Consider the following 17,879-nt stretch of genomic DNA (forward strand, 5'->3'; position numbering starts at 1 on the left):
CCCACATGTTGTACAACATGTTTTGCCGATAAGGAGAATCCCCATGGCCACCGTGAAGGCGGACAAGAACAATTTCCAGGCCGACGTTCTGCAGGCTTCCGAGCCCGTGGTTGTCGACTTCTGGGCCGAGTGGTGCGGCCCCTGCAAGATGATCGCGCCGGCTCTCGACGAGATCGCTGCCGAGCTCGGCGGCAAGGTGAAGATCGCCAAGGTCAACATCGACGAGAACCCGGAGCTCGCCGCTCAGTACGGCGTGCGCTCCATCCCCACGCTCATCATGTTCAAGGGCGGTGAAGTGGCTGACATGAAGGTCGGCGCTGCACCGAAGACGGCTCTTTCGTCCTGGATCAGCGGCGCAGCCGGCTAATCACCGACGATTTTCGTGACATGAAAAACCCGGCCTTGCGCCGGGTTTTTTGTTGGCTGGGTCAGCGTTCGTTTGTGAAGATGTGCCGCCCCATCACATCAATGCCACGATATCGAGCCGGGACAACTCGAAAACTGGTTTCCGCGTTTCGGCCCCCGCCCTGTCAGCCCCAGACGAGCAGGCCGATCAGGCCGGCGGTGCCGACGATGAGACGCCACCAGCCGAACAGCGCATAGCCGCGCCGCGACACGTAGCCGAGCAGCCAGCGCACCACCAGAAGCGCTGCGAAGAAGGCGGCGATGAAGCCGATGGCGATGATTTGCACATCGGCGGCGGTGAGCTGGTCGTAGTTTTTGTAGAGGTCGTAGGCGAATGCGCCGGTCATGGTCGGCATGGCGAGGAAGAAGGAGAACTCGGCTGCCGAGCGCTTGTCCGCCCCCATGAGAAGGCCACCGACAATTGTCGCGCCGGAGCGCGAGGTGCCGGGGATCATCGACAGGCACTGGAACAGGCCGATGCCGAGATACATGGGCATGGGAAATTTCGTGATGTCGCTATAGCGCGGCTTGGTCGCCCAGCGGTCGACCCAGAGCAGCACGAAACCGCCGAGAATGAGCATGACGCAGATCAGCAGAGGCGTTTCGAAGAGCACGGTCTTGATGATCTTGTAGGCGAGAACGCCGATCACCGCCGCAGGCAGGAAGGCGAGGAGAATGCCGATCACGAAACGCTGTGTTGCGGGATCGCGCGGCAGGTCGACAAGCATTTTCCACAGACGTCCAGCATAGACGCTGAGGATCGCCAGGATCGCGCCGAGCTGGATCAGGACCTCAAAGGCCTTGCCGGTGGATTCGAAGCCGAGGAAATGGCCGGCCAGAAGGATATGGCCGGTCGACGAGACGGGTATGAACTCCGTCAGTCCTTCGAGGATGCCAAGGAGAAGGGCCCCCACGATGGTCTGATCCGTCATGTCCGTTCCTCAATCAGGGCTTGCTTGTCAGTCTGCCAGTCTCCCCCTATAGCTGAGAGGACCAAATCGCAGAATCAGGTAATCGAAGGATTACCGCCACGGCCATGAAATGGCCAGAGCCTTCCTTTAGAAGCCGACAAATGCTGACGCTGTTTCATCATCCACTCTATGCTTCCTGCCGCTTCGTGCGGCTTTCCTTTGGCGAATATGGCGAGGAACTCGCCTTGATCGAAGAACGCCCCTGGATTCGTCGCGAGGAGTTTCTGACGCTCAATCCGGCCGGCACGATCCCCGTGCTTCTTGCCGAGGGGGATCATCCGATTGTCGGCCCGACCGTGATCGCCGAATATCTGGACGAGACCCGTGGCGCGCTCAAGCGCGACAAGCGGCTGATGGCCGAAGATCCGGTCCAGAGGGCAGAGATCCGCCGTCTGGTGGACTGGTATCTGATCAAGGCCGATGCCGATGTGACCCGCCATCTGGTGCGGGAGCGGGCGCTGAAGCCGCAGATGTCCAGCGCGGAAGGCGGCGGCTCGCCGGATTCGGCGGCCATTCGCGCGGCCCGCGCCAATGTGCGCCAGCATCTCAAATACACCAACTGGCTCGCCGGCACGCGCGACTGGATGGCCGGCAAGCGGCTCTCCTATGCCGATCTGGCCGCTGCATCCACGCTTTCGGTACTGGATTATCTGGGCGAGGTCGACTGGCAGGAATATCCGGCCGCGCGCGACTGGTATTCGCGCATGAAGTCGCGCCCCTGCTTCCGTTCCATTCTTGCTGACCGCGTGCGCGGGCTCTCCCCCGTTTCCCACTACGCGGATCTGGACTTTTGATGTCCGGCGCGCAGGCCGACCGGCTTCGCGCGTTCGTCGAGAAAGAGGCGCATGCGCTGGGCTTTGACGCCGTCGCGGTGGCGTCTGCCGAGGCTGCGCCGTCGCGTGCGCCCGAGCTTGGGCATTTCCTGAAAGAAGGCCGCCACGGCAGCATGCAGTGGATGGAGGAGACGGCGGACCGCCGCGCCCATCCGCAGGGCCTGTGGCCGGAGGTGCGCTCGGTCATCATGCTGGGGATGAATTACGGGCCGGATGAAAACCCGCTCGAAATCCTCAAGCGCCGGGACCGGGCGGCGATCTCGGTCTATGCGCGCAATCGCGATTATCATGACGTCATCAAGGGGCGGCTGAAACAGCTTGCCGGCAAACTGGCTGCGCGAACCGGCGAGGATGTGAAGGTGTTTGTCGACACCGCGCCGGTGATGGAAAAGCCGCTCGCCCGCGAGGCGGGGCTTGGCTGGCAGGGCAAACACACCAATCTGGTGAGCCGCGAATTCGGCTCCTGGCTGTTTCTCGGCTCGATCTTCACCACTGCGTCCCTGCCCGCCGATGCGCCGGAGCGCGACCATTGCGGCTCGTGCCGCGCCTGTCTCGACATCTGCCCGACAAAGGCGTTTCCCGCGCCTTACCAGATCGATGCGCGGCGCTGCATTTCCTATCTCACCATCGAGAACAAGGGACCGATCCCGCGCGAGTTCCGCATTCCCATGGGCAACCGCATCTATGGCTGCGACGATTGCCTTGCCGCATGCCCGTGGAACAAGTTCGCGCAGGATGCGGCCGAGGCGAAGCTTCAGGCGCGCGAGGATCTGAAGGAGCCGCCGCTTTCCGGGCTTCTCGAACTGGACGATGCGGGGTTCCGCGCCTTCTTTTCCGGTTCGCCGGTCAAGCGCATCGGGCGCAACCGCTTCATCCGCAATGTGCTGATCGCGGCGGGCAATTCCGGCGAGGCTGACCTGATCGATCCTTGCAGGCGTCTGGCAGAAGACGAAGCGCCGCTTGTGCGCGGCGCAGCCGTGTGGGCGCTGTCGCGGCTTATGGACAATAAGGCATTTGCTTTACTTGAAACGCAGCTGCGTCCGCGGGAAAACGATGCAGACGTGCAAGCCGAATGGGATGGGCGATCATGACCAAGAGCTTCTTCATCTTCGGCGCGGGCTATTCCGGCCGTGCGATTGCGCGCGAGCTTGCCGGTGAGGCGGCGTCCATCGCCGGCACCACGCGCAGCGCGGAGAATGCCGAACGCCTGAAAGAGGCAGGCATCGCGCCACATGTTTTTCAGGGCGGGGCCGCGCTTTCGCCGGATCTGGAAAAGGCGCTGGCCGAAACCACGCACCTCATCGTCAGCATTGCGCCCGACGCGTCGGGTGACCCGGTGCTTGCGGTCGCGCGTGAGACGATTTCCAAGGCCATGCCGGCGCTGAAATGGATCGGCTATCTGTCGACGGTGGGCGTCTATGGCGATCATGATGGCGCCTGGGTGGATGAAACGGCTGAATGCGATCCTGTCTCCGAGCGCTCGAAACAGCGGCTCGTTGCCGAAGCGGAATGGGCGCAGCTCGGGGCGGAAACGGGTCTGCCGGTGGCGATCATCCGGCTGTCGGGCATTTACGGGCCGGGCCGCAACGCCTTTCGCAATCTGGAGGCGGGCAAGGCGCGGCGGATCGTCAAGCCGGGCCAGGTCTTCAACCGCATCCATGTGGACGATATTGCCGGGGCCACGGCGCATCTCGCCCGCCGGTTCGAGACCGGAATTTTCAACGTCACGGATGACGCCCCCTCGCCGCCGCAGGATGTGGTGGCCCATGCTTCCGTGCTGATGGGGCAGGAAACGCCGCCGGACATCGCCTTCGAAGATGCCGATCTCAGCCCCATGGGGCGGTCCTTCTATGGCGAGTGCAAGCGGGTGAGCAATGCGCGGCTGAAAGCCACCGGCTACCGGATGCGCCATCCCGATTATCGCGCGGCGCTCGAGGCCATGTGGGCCGACGGGAACTGGCGGACGGAAAATTCGTAAACCGCGACCGTAAGCGAATCACAAGCTGTGCTATGCTTTGATGATCGCACGGGCGGGTCGAAAACGAGGAAACGATGCGATTCCAACGGATTCTGAAACTGGCGGCCACGGCCTTTCTGGGCTTTTCCGCCACGCTTGCATCGGCTGAGGCCGAGCCGCTGGCCAAGCAGCTTTTCGGCGCGAAAACACTTCCCGCCGCCACCCGCCCCGCCGTGCACGGGTTTTACTCAAAGGGTTGTTTCGCAGGCGGCGTGGCCATTGCGCCCGATGGGCCGAACTGGCAGGCCATGCGCCTTTCGCGCAACCGCCGCTGGGGGCACCCGGTCATGATCTCGGTGCTGGAAAAGCTCTCGCGCGAGGCGGCGCAGGATGGCTGGCGTGGTCTGCTCGTTGGCGACATCTCGCAGCCGCGGGGTGGCCCCATGCTCACCGGCCATGCCTCGCATCAGCTCGGGCTCGACGCCGATATATGGTTCACCGAAATGCCGGCGAAGCGGATGACGGTGGCGGACCGTGAGCGCATCAGCGCCATCTCCATGCTCAAGAAGGGCTCGCTCTACGTTGACGACAAAAAGTGGACGAAGGGACATGAGGCCGTGTTGCGCCGCGCGGCGAGCTATCCGGAAGTCGAGCGCCTTCTGGTGCATCCCGGCATCAAGAAGAAGCTGTGCGACACGGTGCGTGGCGACCGTTCGTGGCTGAACAAGGTTCGCCCCTTCTGGGGCCATCACTATCATTTCCACGTTCGCATCGGCTGTCCCGCCGGGTCGCCGGGCTGCGAGCCGCAGAATCCGCCACCACGCAGTGAGGGGTGTGATGACACGCTGGCCTGGTGGTTCACCGACGAGCCGTGGAAGCCGGCCAAGGGACCTGCCAAGCCGAAGGCGCGCGATGTCATGACCATGGCCGCCCTGCCCTCGGCCTGTCGCGCCGTGCTTGCCGCACCCGACCCGGTATCCGAGGTTGCCGTGACCGTGACGGGCGCCGGCGGCGTTCCGCAGGCGGCGACGGCTGAACTGCCCGTGCTCGGCTATCAGGCTGAAAGCCCGGCCAGTATCCTCTCGGCCATGCCGTCGGCCAGCGTGCCGCGCCCGAGCAACAGGCCGGCATTCCAGTAGATTATCAGCGCCGGACAGGACCAGGCGCGCCGGTTTTTTGGCGTTGGCGCGCTTGCCTTCTGTCTTCAACCGATTTAATTGCGCTCTAAAGGCGTGTTTCAGAGCGGCATATCTGCGTCTGTTCTGCTATGCGCCGGCAATAAAAGGGTTGTGGGGCAACGCGATTGGCGGTTCCATGACCATAAGCATGCTGGGTGCGCCGCACGGCGGGTCCGGGAACCATGCGGGGAGCAGAGCTAGCGCCGTCAGCGCAACGTCCCGTCGCCGGAAACATTCATCGGCGCGTCATCGAGAATGGGGCAAAGACTGACAGGCGCGCCGCGTTCGGCCGCGCCTGAAACCTGAGTCTATGTCATGCATTTCAAGAACGAAAACGATACTGCGCTTCGATTTCCCATCCTGATCGGCGATATCGGCGGCACCAATGCACGGTTTGCCATTCTGGTGGATTCCAACGCCGAGCCGAAAACCTTTCCGGTGGTGCAGACCGCCGATTATGAAACCATCGATGAGGCGATCCAGAGCGCCATCCTCGACCGCACCTCCATTTTACCACAGTCTGCCGTGCTGGCCGTGGCCGGACCCGTCGATGGTGACGAGATTGATCTCACCAATTGCGACTGGGTCGTGCGCCCCCGCCAGATGATGGAGAAGATGGGGCTGGGCGACATCATCGTCATCAATGATTTCGAGGCGCAGGCGCTGGCCGTTGTGGCGCTCGACGACGAGCATCTGGAAATGGTGTGCCCGGGCGAGGCGGACCCGACGGGCAGCCGCGTTGTTCTGGGGCCGGGAACGGGCCTTGGCATGGCCGGGCTGGTTCATGCGCAGCACACCTGGTTTCCGGTGCCGGGCGAAGGCGGGCATGTGGATCTGGGGCCGCGCAGCGAGCGCGATCTCGAGATCTTCCCGCATCTGGAGCGCATCGAGGGACGTGTCGCAGCCGAGCAGATCCTTTGCGGGCGCGGCATGGTCAACCTTTACCGGGCGATCAGCGCCGCCGATGGCAAGCAGCCCGTTCATGAAACGCCGGCCGAGATCAGCAGCGCGGGGCTCGATGGATCGGACCCGGTCGCCGTTGAGACGCTCGATCTCTTCGTCACCTATCTTGGCCGGCTTGCCGGCGACATGGCGCTGATCTTCATGGCGCGGGGCGGGGTTTATCTGAGCGGCGGCATCGCCCAGAAGATCGTACCGACGCTCAAGAACGGCAATTTCCGCAGGGCCTTTGAGGACAAGGCGCCCCATAGCGCACTGGTGAAAGAGATCCCCGTCTATGTGATCATGCACCCGATGGCAGCACTTGTGGGCCTTGCCGCCTATGCCCGCACACCGGTGCGTTTCGGGGTCGAAACCCAGGGCCGGCGCTGGAAAGCAGACTGAAAAGACGCCGCCCTCGACCGGATTCACCGTTGCATGAGCGAGAGCGAACGGGCATAGCCTGTTGGCAAAGCTGCACTGGAGCGCCAAGCGCCCGTATGGACGCCTGAAAATGCTCCCACGCTTTGGATCGCCGTGTGTCCGTTTGGACGCACAAAGGACGATCGAAAGCCCGGTTGAACAGGAACGGACGTTTTGAAGCTTGGAAAAAACAAGACGGATGTCGGTGAGGTCCTTCCCGTCATTCGCCGCATTTTCGCGGAGAACGGCCGCGATTACATCGGACATTACCTGATCGCGATTGCCTGCATGCTGGCCATTGCCGGCACCACGGCCTTCAGCGCCTGGATCATGCGCGACATCATCGATGAGGTGTTCTATCGACAGCGCTGGGAGCTGGTCGGCTGGATCTGTGGCGCAATCGTCGCCGCCTTTGCGATCCGCGGCTTCGCGACCTACGGCCAGTCGGTCATGCTCGCGAAGATCGGCAACAACATCGTTGCACGCTATCAGCAGCGCATGTTCGACCATCTGATGCGGCTTGGCATCGACTATTTCACGACCACCCGCTCCGGCCAGCTCGCCGCCCAGATCAGCCAGAACGTGACGGGCATCCGCGATCTGCTCAACATGACCGTGGCCTCCATCGCGCGCGACATGGTCACGCTGATTGCGCTTGTGGCGGTGATGGTGATGCAGGATCCCCTGCTCTCGGTCATCGCGCTGGTGATTGGTCCGCCGCTCATCTATTCGGTGAACTATCTGATGCGCCGCCTGCGCCGCGTCACGCGCGAGGCGGTGGATGTGAACTCCCGCCTGCTGGGCGCAATGCAGGAATCGGTGCAGGGCATCGCCATCATCAAGGCTTTCACCATGGAGCAGCAGCTCTCGGACAAGATGTCCGGGCTGATCGCCTATGCCGAGGACCGCTCCAACAAGATCGCCCGCGTTTCCGAACGCCTCGGGCCGATCACCGAGCTTCTGGCCGGTCTGGCGATTGCCGGCGTGATCGGTTACGCGGCCTGGCGGGCTTCCGTCAGCGCGCAGCCGCCGGGCTCCGTGTTTGCCTTCATCACCGCCTTGCTTCTGGCCTATGATCCGGTGCGCAAGCTGGCGCGCGTGCAGGTCAATCTCGAGCGCGCGCTGGTCAATGCCCGCATGATCTACGAGATCCTCGACACCGAGCCGCAGCAGCGCGATGCGCCGGGGGCCGGCACGCTCGCGGTGGAAAAGGGCACGGTCACCTTCGACAAGGTGGCGTTCTCCTATGGCGACGATCTGCCGGTGCTGCATGGCATCAGCTTTGTCGCGAAGGCGGGCGAGACCACGGCGATTGTCGGCCCGTCGGGTGCGGGCAAGTCGACCCTCTTCGCCCTGTTGCAGCGCTTCTACGATCTGGATGGCGGCAGCATCGAGATCGACGGGCAGGACATCTCCACCGTCACCAAGAGCTCGCTGCGCAGCGCCATCGCCTATGTTTCGCAGCAGCCCTATCTGTTTGAGGGCACGATCCGCGACAACATCCGCTATGGCCGTCCCGATGCGACGGACGCAGAGGTGGAAGAAGCGGCAAAGCTGGCCTTCGCCGATGATTTCATCCGCCAGCAGGTTCAGGGCTATGACACGCTGGTGGGCGAGAATGGCGCAAACCTTTCCGGTGGCCAGCGCCAGCGCATCTCGATTGCCCGCGCCATCGTGCGCGACGCGCCGATCCTGCTTCTCGACGAGGCGACCTCCGCGCTCGACAATGAGTCTGAAGCGCGTGTGCAGCAGGCGCTGGAAGACATCATGGAAACCCGCACGACACTTGTGATCGCGCACCGGCTTTCCACCGTGGTCAATTCCGACCGCATCGTGGTGCTTGAGGAAGGGCATCTGGTGGAAGAGGGCACGCATGAGAGCCTTGTGCGCCAACCGCACGGCATCTATGCACGCTTCCATCGCATGCAAAGCCAGAAGAGCGAGGATCTTCTCGCCAACACGACAGCAGACAATGGCGCGGCTGCGCCGCAGGAGAACTAGCATGACGGATATGGGGCTGGTGATCGTGGGAGCGGCAGGCCGCATGGGCCAGACGCTGATCCGCACCGTTCACGCCATGTATGGGGTGCGCGTCGCCGCCGCTGTCGAGCGTCCCGGCTCGTCTTTCCTCGGCAGGGACGCGGGTGAGCTGGCCGGCCTCGGCATCATCAATGTGCCGATCAGCGACGATCCACTGGCGGCCTTCGCCAAGGCCGATGGCGTTCTGGACTTCACCTCGCCGGATTCCAGCGTTGAATTCGCTGGCTATGCAGCGCAGGCCCATATCGTTCATGTGATCGGCACGACCGGTTTCGAGCCGGAGCATGAAGCGAAGATCAAGGCAGCGTCGCACCACGCCACCATCGTGAAGTCGGGCAATATGAGCCTCGGTGTGAACCTGCTTGCGGTTCTGGTCGAGAAAGCCGCCCGCGCGCTGGAGGCTTCGGATTTCGATATCGAGGTTCTGGAAATGCACCACCGTCACAAGGTGGACGCGCCTTCCGGCACGGCGCTTCTGCTCGGCGAGGCGGCGGCGCGGGGCCGCGAGATCGCGCTGGCGGAAAAGAGCGTGCGCGTGCGCGACGGCCAGACCGGGCCGCGCGAGGAAGGCACGATCGGCTTTGCCACGCTGCGCGGCGGTTCCGTCGTTGGCGAGCACTCCGTCATTCTCGCCGGGACCGGCGAACGCATCACCCTTTCGCATCAGGCTGAAGATCGCGGCATCTTCGCCCATGGCGCGGCCAAGGCCGCTCTCTGGGCGCATGGCCGCAAGCCCGGCCTCTATTCCATGCTCGACGTTCTCGGGCTCAACTGAATCTTCCATTACGAAGCAACAAGGAACCCATCATGTCCGGTACCCTTATTCTCGTTCGTCACGGCCAGAGCGAATGGAACCTGAAGAACCTGTTCACCGGCTGGCGCGACCCGGGCCTGACCGAAAAGGGGCATGAAGAGGCGAAGGACGCCGGCCGCCGGCTGAAGGCGCGCGGCTTCAAGCCGGACATCGCCTACACCTCCGTTCTGTCGCGCGCACAGGTCACCAATGATCACATCCTCAGCGAGCTGGGGATGGAGGGGCTGGAGACCATTCGCGATCAGGCGCTCAACGAGCGCGACTATGGCGATCTGTCGGGTCTCAACAAGGACGACGCCCGCGCGAAATGGGGTGAGGAGCAGGTGCATGTCTGGCGCCGTTCCTACGACACCCCTCCTCCCGGCGGCGAAAGCCTGAAGGACACGGGCGCGCGCGTGTGGCCCTATTTCCTGCACGAGATCCTGCCGCATGTGCTGCGTGGCGAGACGGTTCTGGTGGCGGCGCATGGCAATTCGCTGCGCGCGCTGGTGATGGCGCTCGACGGCCTCTCCGGCGAAGAGATCCTGAAGGTGGAAATCGCGACCGGCGTTCCCATCGTCTACAAGCTCAACGCTGATTCGACGGTGGCCTCGAAGGAAGTTCTCGAGGATTGATCTGTTTCAGGGCGCCTTCGGGCGCCCTTTTCACGTTTTGGGCCCCCCGCAAACCCATGCGGCGGAACGCCCCATGTCATTTTCTTTACAAACATCAAAATCCGCGTTGACACGGAAGGGTTTGCCCCCTACATCGGCATCGCACACCTGCCCAGGTGGCGGAATTGGTAGACGCGCACGGTTCAGGTCCGTGTGCCGCGAGGCGTGGAGGTTCGAGTCCTCTCCTGGGCACCATCCCCTTCCCGACAAATGAATCCGGTTTTGTCAGCAGCGCTTGCTGCTGCCTGCGTATCAGCGCTTCGGGCGCGGTCCGGGCGGGTTATCGGGGACCAGCTCCTCGGCAATTTTCTGAACAATGTCAGTGGCGCGGTTGGGCACATTGCCCTGCCAGTCATCGAACGCCTCTTCCCTGTAGGTCACGGCGACGGCAATGGTCACGCGGCCTTCCGGTGACTGGCCCTGCGGCAGCGTGGCGACGGCCGATGCATTGCCGGCAAAGGATGGCGTCTGCATGACCCAGTCCCCGCGCAGCATCGCGCCAAGGCCGTAGCTGAAGGCGCTGTCCAGCGTGTGGCAGTTGGGGCAGCCCTCAAGCGGACTTCCAAAGCCGATCAGGCGCGGCTCGATCATGGCCTTGCGGGATTGCGGCTGCAGGAACCCGTCGATGCCGGTGATCGTGTCGAAGCTGCGGGCCATGTCGGAAATGCCCGTCGTTTGAACCGAGCCCTGCGCCAGTGTCCAGGAAGGATTCCAGTGGGTGGCGTCCTCCCAGACGCCGCGCTCGGCGGTGTAGGAGTGCACCACCGGCTCCGGGACAAACGGCGTGTCATGACCCTGCGTCTGCGAGAGATTGAGCGGATCGAGAACGTAGCGCTGCATCAGTGCGGCGAGCTTTTCGCCCGTGGCCGCCTCCATCACGCGCCCGAGGATGACATAGCCTGAATGGGAATAGTCCCAGTTCTCTCCGGGCGCAAAGCGACGGGGGGTGGACAGGCTGACATCGATCAGCTCTTCCGGGGTCCACTGTCGAAAAGGATCGGCATAGAAGGGCTCGAGAAATCCCTTCTCGTTCGCCACGTGATCGGGGTAGCCCGCCGTCATGTTAAGCAGCATGCGCGGCGTCGCCGTGTCGGCGGCGGGCAGGTGGGGCATCCATTCTGCAATGGGGCGGTCGAGGTCGAAGCGCCCCTCCTCCGCAAGCCGCAGCGCCACTGCCGCAACATAGGTGAGCGCAACCGCGCCATTGCGAAAGTGTCCGTCCGTCGTGAGCGGCACGCCCGGCATCGCTTCGCCATGGGCAAGCGTGATGAGCGGCTCGCCATCAATCCGCACCTCCAGAAGAAGCGCGTTGAGCTTCATGGCGTCGAAGGCGTCGAGCGCGATCTTCTGCACGGCGTCTGCCCCTGGACCGGTTTCCTGTGCTGCAAGCGGCGTGGAGGCCAGGAGCAGGCCGGCAAGCCCTGTAAGGCCGACAAGCCTGCGGGTGGAGCGAAGAGTGCGCGGCGTGTCGGTCAAGGAAGCCTCCCTCAAGGGCATAGGCGAAGCAGAAAAGCCCGAGAACGGCCCATCCTGCGTCGCAATTTCATGCCGTGGCGGCAGCTGCCGCTACGTCGCCTCATTTCGCCGCTATGCGGCCGCTACGTCAACTCCAGGAAACTGATAATGCATAGGCGACTTTCCCGCGGCGCGATGATCGCGCCGGTAGCCGCTTTGTTCGTTGCGGTGTTGTCCGCACCGGCGTCAGCACAGTGCGGCAGCGCGTCATGGTACGCGCTTACGTCGAAGACGGCTTCAGGTGAGCGGATGAACCCGGCTGCGATGACCGCAGCGCACCGCACCCTGCCCTTCGGCACGAAACTGCGTGTAACCAACGAGCGCAATGGCCGCAGCGTGGTCGTGCGGATCAATGATCGCGGCCCCTTTGCGCGTGGCCGCATTCTCGATCTGTCAAAGGCTGCTGCAGCGAAGCTCGGCTTCATTCGCGCCGGCCACACCAGGGTCTGTCTGGAAAAGCGCTAGGGTCAGGCCCCAAGCTGGCAAGCGAGCCGGAAGGCGGGTTAGCTGCTCGCGCGCTGCAGTGTTTTCTGTTCGCCCGTATGGTGGAGATAGCCAAGCGTGGCGTCGGCATTGCAGGGACGCCCGAAGAGATAGCCCTGCCCGCCCGCACAGCCAAACTGTGTGAGGCGCTCGGCCTGCGCCTCGGCTTCGATGCCTTCGGCAACCACTTCCATGCCAAGCCCCTCGCACATGGCGAGAATGGCGCGGATGATGTGTTCGGACGGCCGGTCTTCCAGGATCGAGGCGACGAAGGCGCGGTCGATCTTGAGCTTGTCGAAATGGAACTCGCGCAGCCGGCCAAGGCTCGACTGTCCGGTGCCGAAATCATCCAGCGAAACGCGAATGCCAACCCGCCGCAGATCCTCAACGATGCGCTGTGCGGAGGCAGGGTCGTTCATCAGGCCCGTTTCGGTGATCTCGATCTCCAGCCGGCGCGGATCGAAGCCCGTCTGTTCGAGAATGGAGAGAATCTGCAGGCCGGTATTGTGATCGACCAGTTGAGACGGCGACAGGTTGAACGAGAGGAACAGATCCTCCGGCCAGTCGCGCGCGGCTTCCGTGGCCTTGCGCAGCACCAGCTGCGATAACGGGCCGATGATGCCGCGTTCCTCGGCGATGGGAATGAATATGCCCGGCGAAACCGGTCCCAGATCCCGGTCGGTCCAGCGCGCCAGCGTCTCGAAGCCCACCGTGCGGCGGGTTTCCAGATCGACGATCGGCTGGAAATGCGGCTCCACCTCGCCGGCGGCGACCGCCCGGCGCAGGGCCTGCTCGATATGGGTTACGCGCTTGGCGGCCTCTTCCATCTCGCGGGTGTAGACCACGACTGCGCCGCGCCCCGTGCGCTTGGCCTGATAGAGCGCGGTTTCCGCCTTGTTGAGCAGAACCTCGCCTGTCTCTTCCTCGGAGTAATAGAGGGAACAGCCGGCAGACGCCGAAAGCCGCGCGGTGCGGTGGCCGACATCATAGGGGGCGGAGAGAATTTCGATCAGAAGCCGTGTCTTCTCGCGCGCGGCCTCCTCGCTGAAGACCAGCGGGAACAGAAAGGCGAATTCGTCTGCGCCGATGCGGGTGACCGTGGAGTGCGTATCCATCGCGGCGCGCAGCCGCATGGCCACCTGCTGCAGGATTTCATCGCCCGCGGCGCGGCCAAAAAGGTCGTTGATCGGCTTGAAGCCATCGAGATCCAGAACGCCGATGGCGAAAGGAGCGGGATCGTCCGCGCGTTCCTCGATCAGCCGGTCGATCTTGTCGAAGAATCGGCGCATGTTTCCGAGGCCCGTCAACGCATCGGTGAAGGCAAAGTCGGACTGGTCCGCCGTTATCGTCCGTGCTTGTGCGGGCGCCGGCTGCATCGAAACTCCGTTATGCGGGCGATCTTGTTCTCGATGCGCCGAACAGTGGACGCAAAGTGTTTATGAATCGTATCCAATATAACGTTATCGTGAACAGTCTTTTGTTCATCGACGGCGCGGCGTGACGTCTGTGCGGCATCCACAGCTTGACAGAAGCATGCGCGGGCCGTCATCTGCCGCACAACAGTCCCCTCCGGAGCTCTTTCCATGTCCCTGAAAGTCGCGGTCCAGATGGACCATATCTCCACCATTTCGATTGCCGGCGACACCAGCTTCGCGCTCGCTCTGGAAGCGCAGAGGCGGGGCCATGCGCTCTGGCACTACACGCCGGATCGTCTCTCCATGGCCGATGGCAAGGTCATCGCCTGGGCCGAGACGCTTGAGGTGCGCGATGAGGAGGGCAACCACTTCACGCTCGGCGAGCCGCAGCGCACGGACCTTTCGGAGCTGGATGTGGTGCTTCTGCGCCAGGATCCGCCCTTCGACATGAATTACATCACCACGACGCATATTCTGGAGCGCATTCACCCGAAGACGCTCGTGGTCAATGATCCGGCCTGGGTGCGCAACAGCCCGGAAAAGATCTTCGTGACGGAATTCGCCGACCTGATGCCGGAAACGCTGATCACCCGCGATCCGCGCGAGGTCGATGATTTCCGCAGGAAGCATGGCGACATCATCGTCAAGCCGCTCTACGGCAATGGCGGCGCCGGCATCTTCCACCTCAAGGAGGGAGACCGCAATCTGGCCTCGCTTCTGGAAATGTTCATGGAAGCGTTCCGCGAGCCCTTCATCGTGCAGCGCTACCTGAAAGAGGTGCGTGGCGGCGACAAGCGCATCATCCTCATTGAGGGTGAGCCGGTTGGCGCGATCAACCGTGTGCCGGCCGAGCACGATTCGCGCTCCAACATGCATGTGGGCGGCCGCGCCGAACATGCGGAACTGACGGATCGCGAGCGCGAGATCTGCGCGCGCATCGGGCCGTCGCTGCGCGAGCGCGGTTTCACGCTGGTTGGCATCGATGTCATCGGTGACTGGCTGACGGAGATCAATGTGACCTCTCCGACGGGCCTCCGCGAGGTCAAGAAATTCGGCGGCGCGGATATTGCCGCGCTGTTCTGGGATGCCGTCGAGGCGCGCTGCGCCGCAGTCTGACCGCTGCATCATGCATCAGGTTTAAGGGGCGGGCTGCGTTTGCGCTCGCCCCGATCTGTTCTCCCGGCACAACTCTCTGCAACCTGCCGACAACCTTTGCGTTAGGTTGTTCTCTCAATGTTCTTGATCTGATCGCCTGAAGCTGCTTCAATGCGGTTGCAAGGGGATTGGAACTCGTGTTCTGGCTGCAATGCCGGGCGTGCGCAGGGGGAGAGCACATGGTTTCGCATGTGAGCACTGTGGCATTTCAGGGCGTGGAGGCTGTGCCTGTCGAGGTGCAGGTGATGGTGGCTCCCGGCAAGATGGGGATGCAGATCGTCGGGCTGGCCGACAAGGCCGTCGCGGAAAGCCGGGAGCGGGTGCAGGCTGCGCTTCACGCGTCGGGCCTTTCCATGCCGCCCAAGAAGGTGACGATCAACCTCGCACCTGCGGACCTGCCCAAAGAGGGCAGCCATTACGATTTGCCGATTGCGCTGGGTCTCATGGCCGCTCTCGGCGCGATTCCCGGCGATTCATTAGCTGGCTATGTCGTGCTAGGAGAACTTTCTCTCGATGGCACGGTGGCGGCGGTGAACGGTGTTCTGCCGGCGGCCATCGGGGCGAATGCGATGGGGCGCGGCCTGATCTGCCCGCATGCCTGCGGCGCGGAGGCCGCGTGGGCCAGCGCGGATCTCGACATTCTCGCGCCGCGCAGCCTCATCGCGCTCGCCAATCATTTCAAGGGTAGCCAGGTGATGAGCCGCCCGGAGCCGGCTCTCGGGCCGCCGCCGGTCAGATTGCCGGATCTTGCCGACATCAAAGGGCAGGAGGGGGCCAAGCGGGTTCTGGAGGTGGCAGCTGCAGGCGGGCACAATCTTCTGATGAATGGTCCGCCCGGCGCAGGCAAGTCGATGCTGGCGCAGCGCCTGCCATCCATTCTGCCGCCCCTGTCTCCGCGCGAATTGCTGGAAGTCTCCATGATCGCTTCCATTGCCGGGGAACTGGCGGAGGGCAAGCTCACTGATCAGCGTCCGTTTCGCGCGCCGCATCACTCGGCCTCCATGGCGGCCATCGTGGGCGGCGGATTGAAGGCGCGTCCCGGCGAGGCTTCGCTGGCGCATCACGGGGTTCTGTTTCTGGACGAGTTGCCGGAGTTTTCACCGCAGGTTCTGGATTCGCTGCGCCAGCCGCTGGAAACCGCCGAATGCGTGATCGCGCGCGCAAATCACCGGGTCAGCTATCCGGCGCGTATTCAGCTTGTTGCGGCCATGAACCCGTGCCGTTGCGGCATGGCCGGGGAGCCGGGGCATCGCTGCCGGCGCGGCCCGCGCTGCCAGACGGATTATCAGGCGCGCATTTCGGGGCCGCTGCTCGACCGTATCGATCTTCGGGTCGATGTTCCCGCCGTCTCCGCGAGCGATCTTATCGGCGGGGGCGGGCGTTCGGAGCCCAGTGCGGTGGTTGCGGAGCGCGTCAGCCGGGCACGCGCCATGCAACAGGAGCGATATACGGCGCTGGGCCTGCCTGCGTGGACGACCAATGCCTCCTGCTCGGCCGCAATGATCGAGGATGTGGTGACGCTTGATGCGCCATGCACGGCGCTCATTCGGGAGGCCAGCGAGAAGCTCGGCTTTTCCGCGCGCGCGTATCACCGGGTTCTCAAGGTCGCGCGCACGCTGGCCGATCTGGATGGCGCCGGCGATGTGACGCGAACCCATCTGGCCGAGGCGATCTCCTATCGCGTGGCCGGCACGGTGCGCGCAGAGGCGGCGTGACGCTCTGCCGTTTCGTTTGCCTGTCCGGTGTTCAATGAGGCGGTGCGGAGGCGCGTGGTGGCCGGTGGTTTGCCGGGTAATTGTCTTGACTGGCGCTGCATCGTAGGTGTGAGTACGTGTGCCCCCGCGGTCCCAAGAGAGGGCGAGGCGGTTAGCCGGCGTCCTTCTTGTGGCCTGTCGATGCATTCAGTTCGGCTGCGGCCTTCAGAAGGGCCTTGAGCGCGTCTTCATCAATCGCATCGCCTTCGTGAAAGTCGATGGCGCGGCGGGTGTTGCCTTCGAGGCTGGCGTTGAAAAGGCCGGACGGGTCGTCCAGCTTCGCGCCTTTGGCGAAGGTCATTTTCACGGCCTTCTTGTAGGTCTCTCCGGTGCACAGCATGCCGTCCTGATACCAGACGGGAACGCCACGCCATTTCCATTCTTCCGTCACTTGCGGCAGGGCCTCCTGGACCAGTTGCCGAAGGTGGGCGAGGGTTTCGCCGCGCCAGTCATTCAGTTCCGCAATGCGTGCATCGATCTGTTCTGACGGGGTTTTGCCGGTGTCGGTTGCGCTCATGGGGCGATCTCCGATTGTTCTTTCTTGTGCGTGTCTGCTTTCGATGCTCAGTCGAGGCGTTCAAGAACCCTTTCGAGCTCCGCGATGAAGCGCGGCCATGCAGCACTTGCGCCGCGATGGTAGGGCTTCTGTTCTGGCAGAAAGCCCTCCTGCTCCATGCGCAGCAATGTGCCGCCGGCCGTCGGCGTCAGCGTCCATGTGACAGTGCTGCACAGGTCCTTTGTGTCCCAGGCGTAGGAGAGCGTTCGGTACGGTTCGATCTCTTCCACCACGCAGTCAACGCCACCCCAGTCTGCGGTCAGGCTGAAGCGGTGTCCGACGCGGGGTGCGAAATCGTTCTTCATCAGCCATTCGGCGATCAGGTGCGGCTGGGTGAGCGCCCGCCAGACCTTTTCCGGCGGATGCGAAAGCGCGCGCTCCACCACCACACAGAGCGTTTCGGCTGTTGCGTCGTTCATTGATCCATCCTGTCGAGAAGATCTTCCAGATCATCGAACCGGTTCTCCCAGAAGCCGGCCATCTCACGCGTCCAGTCGAGGAGCGGGGCCAGCGCAACCGGGTCGGCGCTGTAAAAAGTCTGTCGGCCGCTTTGCCGGTCATGCACCAGCCCGGCGCGCTTCAACACGCCAAGATGCTTGGAAACGGCGGGCTGCGATACCCCGGCCCCGGCGGTGAGGGCGGTGACCGTCAGATCGCCATCGCGGCACAGCCGCTCGAAGATGGTGCGGCGTGTGGGGTCGGCCAATGTTCGGAAGAGGGTATCGCGGGTCGGCTGCATTGCTACACATAACTACAGGGTTATTGTTTTAATGAATAACCCTGTAGTT

General features: G+C 63.4%; 18 protein-coding genes and 1 tRNA gene. 13 read left to right on the forward strand and 6 right to left on the reverse strand.

Features of this window, described 5'->3' with window-relative positions:
• Positions 1 to 43 precede the first annotated feature (43 nt).
• Positions 44 to 367 carry a thioredoxin gene (gene trxA / locus NDI72_RS13040; RefSeq protein WP_113153654.1) on the forward strand — a complete coding sequence of 108 codons (324 nt, stop codon included), beginning with the start codon at positions 44 to 46 and terminating at the stop codon, positions 365 to 367.
• 163 nt (positions 368 to 530) lie between these two features.
• Here trxA and NDI72_RS13045 read toward each other — a convergent pair whose 3' ends face one another.
• Positions 531 to 1,337: an undecaprenyl-diphosphate phosphatase gene (locus tag NDI72_RS13045; RefSeq protein ID WP_206545550.1), complete on the reverse strand. Its 807-nt coding sequence runs from the start codon at positions 1,335 to 1,337 to the stop codon at positions 531 to 533.
• A gap of 140 nt (positions 1,338 to 1,477) precedes the next feature.
• Between NDI72_RS13045 and NDI72_RS13050 the strand changes: the two genes are divergently transcribed.
• The 9 genes from NDI72_RS13050 to NDI72_RS13090 all read left to right on the forward strand — a co-directional run bounded on the left by NDI72_RS13050 (position 1,478) and on the right by NDI72_RS13090 (position 10,408).
• Positions 1,478 to 2,170, forward strand: coding sequence for a glutathione S-transferase family protein (locus tag NDI72_RS13050; protein ID WP_206545549.1), 693 nt, complete (start codon positions 1,478 to 1,480; stop codon positions 2,168 to 2,170).
• Complete coding sequence (gene queG, locus NDI72_RS13055; protein ID WP_283800645.1) at positions 2,170 to 3,300, forward strand: tRNA epoxyqueuosine(34) reductase QueG; 1,131 nt, start codon at positions 2,170 to 2,172, stop codon at positions 3,298 to 3,300. Before NDI72_RS13050 ends, queG begins: the two co-directional genes overlap by 1 nt.
• Positions 3,297 to 4,187: an SDR family oxidoreductase gene (locus tag NDI72_RS13060; protein WP_283800646.1), complete on the forward strand. Its 891-nt coding sequence runs from the start codon at positions 3,297 to 3,299 to the stop codon at positions 4,185 to 4,187. Before queG ends, NDI72_RS13060 begins: the two co-directional genes overlap by 4 nt.
• Before the next feature lie 74 nt (positions 4,188 to 4,261).
• Positions 4,262 to 5,305, forward strand: coding sequence for a penicillin-insensitive murein endopeptidase (gene mepA / locus NDI72_RS13065; RefSeq protein ID WP_206545546.1), 1,044 nt, complete (start codon positions 4,262 to 4,264; stop codon positions 5,303 to 5,305).
• A gap of 354 nt (positions 5,306 to 5,659) precedes the next feature.
• Positions 5,660 to 6,688 carry a glucokinase gene (locus tag NDI72_RS13070; protein WP_283800647.1) on the forward strand — a complete coding sequence of 343 codons (1,029 nt, stop codon included), beginning with the start codon at positions 5,660 to 5,662 and terminating at the stop codon, positions 6,686 to 6,688.
• Between the two features lie 192 nt (positions 6,689 to 6,880).
• Complete coding sequence (locus NDI72_RS13075) at positions 6,881 to 8,707, forward strand: ABC transporter ATP-binding protein (protein WP_206545544.1); 1,827 nt, start codon at positions 6,881 to 6,883, stop codon at positions 8,705 to 8,707.
• Position 8,708: 1 nt separating this feature from the next.
• Positions 8,709 to 9,521 (forward strand): 4-hydroxy-tetrahydrodipicolinate reductase, encoded by an 813-nt coding sequence (gene dapB / locus NDI72_RS13080; protein ID WP_283800648.1) that lies wholly within the window; start codon positions 8,709 to 8,711, stop codon positions 9,519 to 9,521.
• A gap of 32 nt (positions 9,522 to 9,553) precedes the next feature.
• Positions 9,554 to 10,174, forward strand: a complete 621-nt coding sequence (locus tag NDI72_RS13085; RefSeq protein WP_113153662.1) for a 2,3-bisphosphoglycerate-dependent phosphoglycerate mutase — start codon at positions 9,554 to 9,556, stop codon at positions 10,172 to 10,174.
• Positions 10,175 to 10,323: 149 nt separating this feature from the next.
• Positions 10,324 to 10,408, forward strand: a tRNA-Leu gene (locus NDI72_RS13090).
• A 57-nt stretch (positions 10,409 to 10,465) separates the two neighbouring features.
• Here the strand turns inward: NDI72_RS13090 and NDI72_RS13095 are convergent.
• A complete protein-coding gene (locus NDI72_RS13095; RefSeq protein ID WP_283800649.1) occupies positions 10,466 to 11,689 on the reverse strand; it encodes a serine hydrolase domain-containing protein in 1,224 nt (407 codons plus the stop codon).
• 147 nt (positions 11,690 to 11,836) lie between these two features.
• On the opposite strand from NDI72_RS13095, the gene NDI72_RS13100 reads away from it, so the two are divergent.
• Positions 11,837 to 12,193 (forward strand): septal ring lytic transglycosylase RlpA family protein, encoded by a 357-nt coding sequence (locus NDI72_RS13100; protein WP_283800650.1) that lies wholly within the window; start codon positions 11,837 to 11,839, stop codon positions 12,191 to 12,193.
• 38 nt (positions 12,194 to 12,231) lie between these two features.
• On the opposite strand, the gene NDI72_RS13105 is transcribed toward NDI72_RS13100, so the two are convergent.
• Positions 12,232 to 13,587, reverse strand: a complete 1,356-nt coding sequence (locus NDI72_RS13105) for a putative bifunctional diguanylate cyclase/phosphodiesterase (RefSeq protein ID WP_113153665.1) — start codon at positions 13,585 to 13,587, stop codon at positions 12,232 to 12,234.
• A 207-nt stretch (positions 13,588 to 13,794) separates the two neighbouring features.
• Here NDI72_RS13105 and gshB point away from each other — a divergent pair, with 207 nt between their 5' ends.
• Positions 13,795 to 14,742: a glutathione synthase gene (gshB, locus tag NDI72_RS13110; RefSeq protein ID WP_283800651.1), complete on the forward strand. Its 948-nt coding sequence runs from the start codon at positions 13,795 to 13,797 to the stop codon at positions 14,740 to 14,742.
• Positions 14,743 to 14,960: 218 nt separating this feature from the next.
• The gene (locus NDI72_RS13115; RefSeq protein ID WP_206995425.1) at positions 14,961 to 16,496 is read left to right on the forward strand and encodes a YifB family Mg chelatase-like AAA ATPase; all 1,536 of its coding nucleotides are present in this window, start codon (positions 14,961 to 14,963) and stop codon (positions 16,494 to 16,496) included.
• 151 nt (positions 16,497 to 16,647) lie between these two features.
• Here NDI72_RS13115 and NDI72_RS13120 read toward each other — a convergent pair whose 3' ends face one another.
• The 3 genes from NDI72_RS13120 to NDI72_RS13130 are packed head-to-tail and all read right to left on the reverse strand — an operon-like array spanning position 16,648 to position 17,830.
• Complete coding sequence (locus NDI72_RS13120) at positions 16,648 to 17,052, reverse strand: DUF1801 domain-containing protein (RefSeq protein ID WP_206553321.1); 405 nt, start codon at positions 17,050 to 17,052, stop codon at positions 16,648 to 16,650.
• 47 nt (positions 17,053 to 17,099) lie between these two features.
• The gene (locus NDI72_RS13125; RefSeq protein ID WP_283800652.1) at positions 17,100 to 17,510 is read right to left on the reverse strand and encodes an SRPBCC family protein; all 411 of its coding nucleotides are present in this window, start codon (positions 17,508 to 17,510) and stop codon (positions 17,100 to 17,102) included.
• Positions 17,507 to 17,830 carry an ArsR/SmtB family transcription factor gene (locus NDI72_RS13130; RefSeq protein ID WP_113153670.1) on the reverse strand — a complete coding sequence of 108 codons (324 nt, stop codon included), beginning with the start codon at positions 17,828 to 17,830 and terminating at the stop codon, positions 17,507 to 17,509. Before NDI72_RS13130 ends, NDI72_RS13125 begins: the two co-directional genes overlap by 4 nt.
• Positions 17,831 to 17,879: the final 49 nt, after the last annotated feature.

It is taken from the genome of Nitratireductor sp. GZWM139 (assembly GCF_030068685.1).
GTDB classification, from domain to species: Bacteria; Pseudomonadota; Alphaproteobacteria; order Rhizobiales; family Rhizobiaceae; genus Nitratireductor; species Nitratireductor aquimarinus.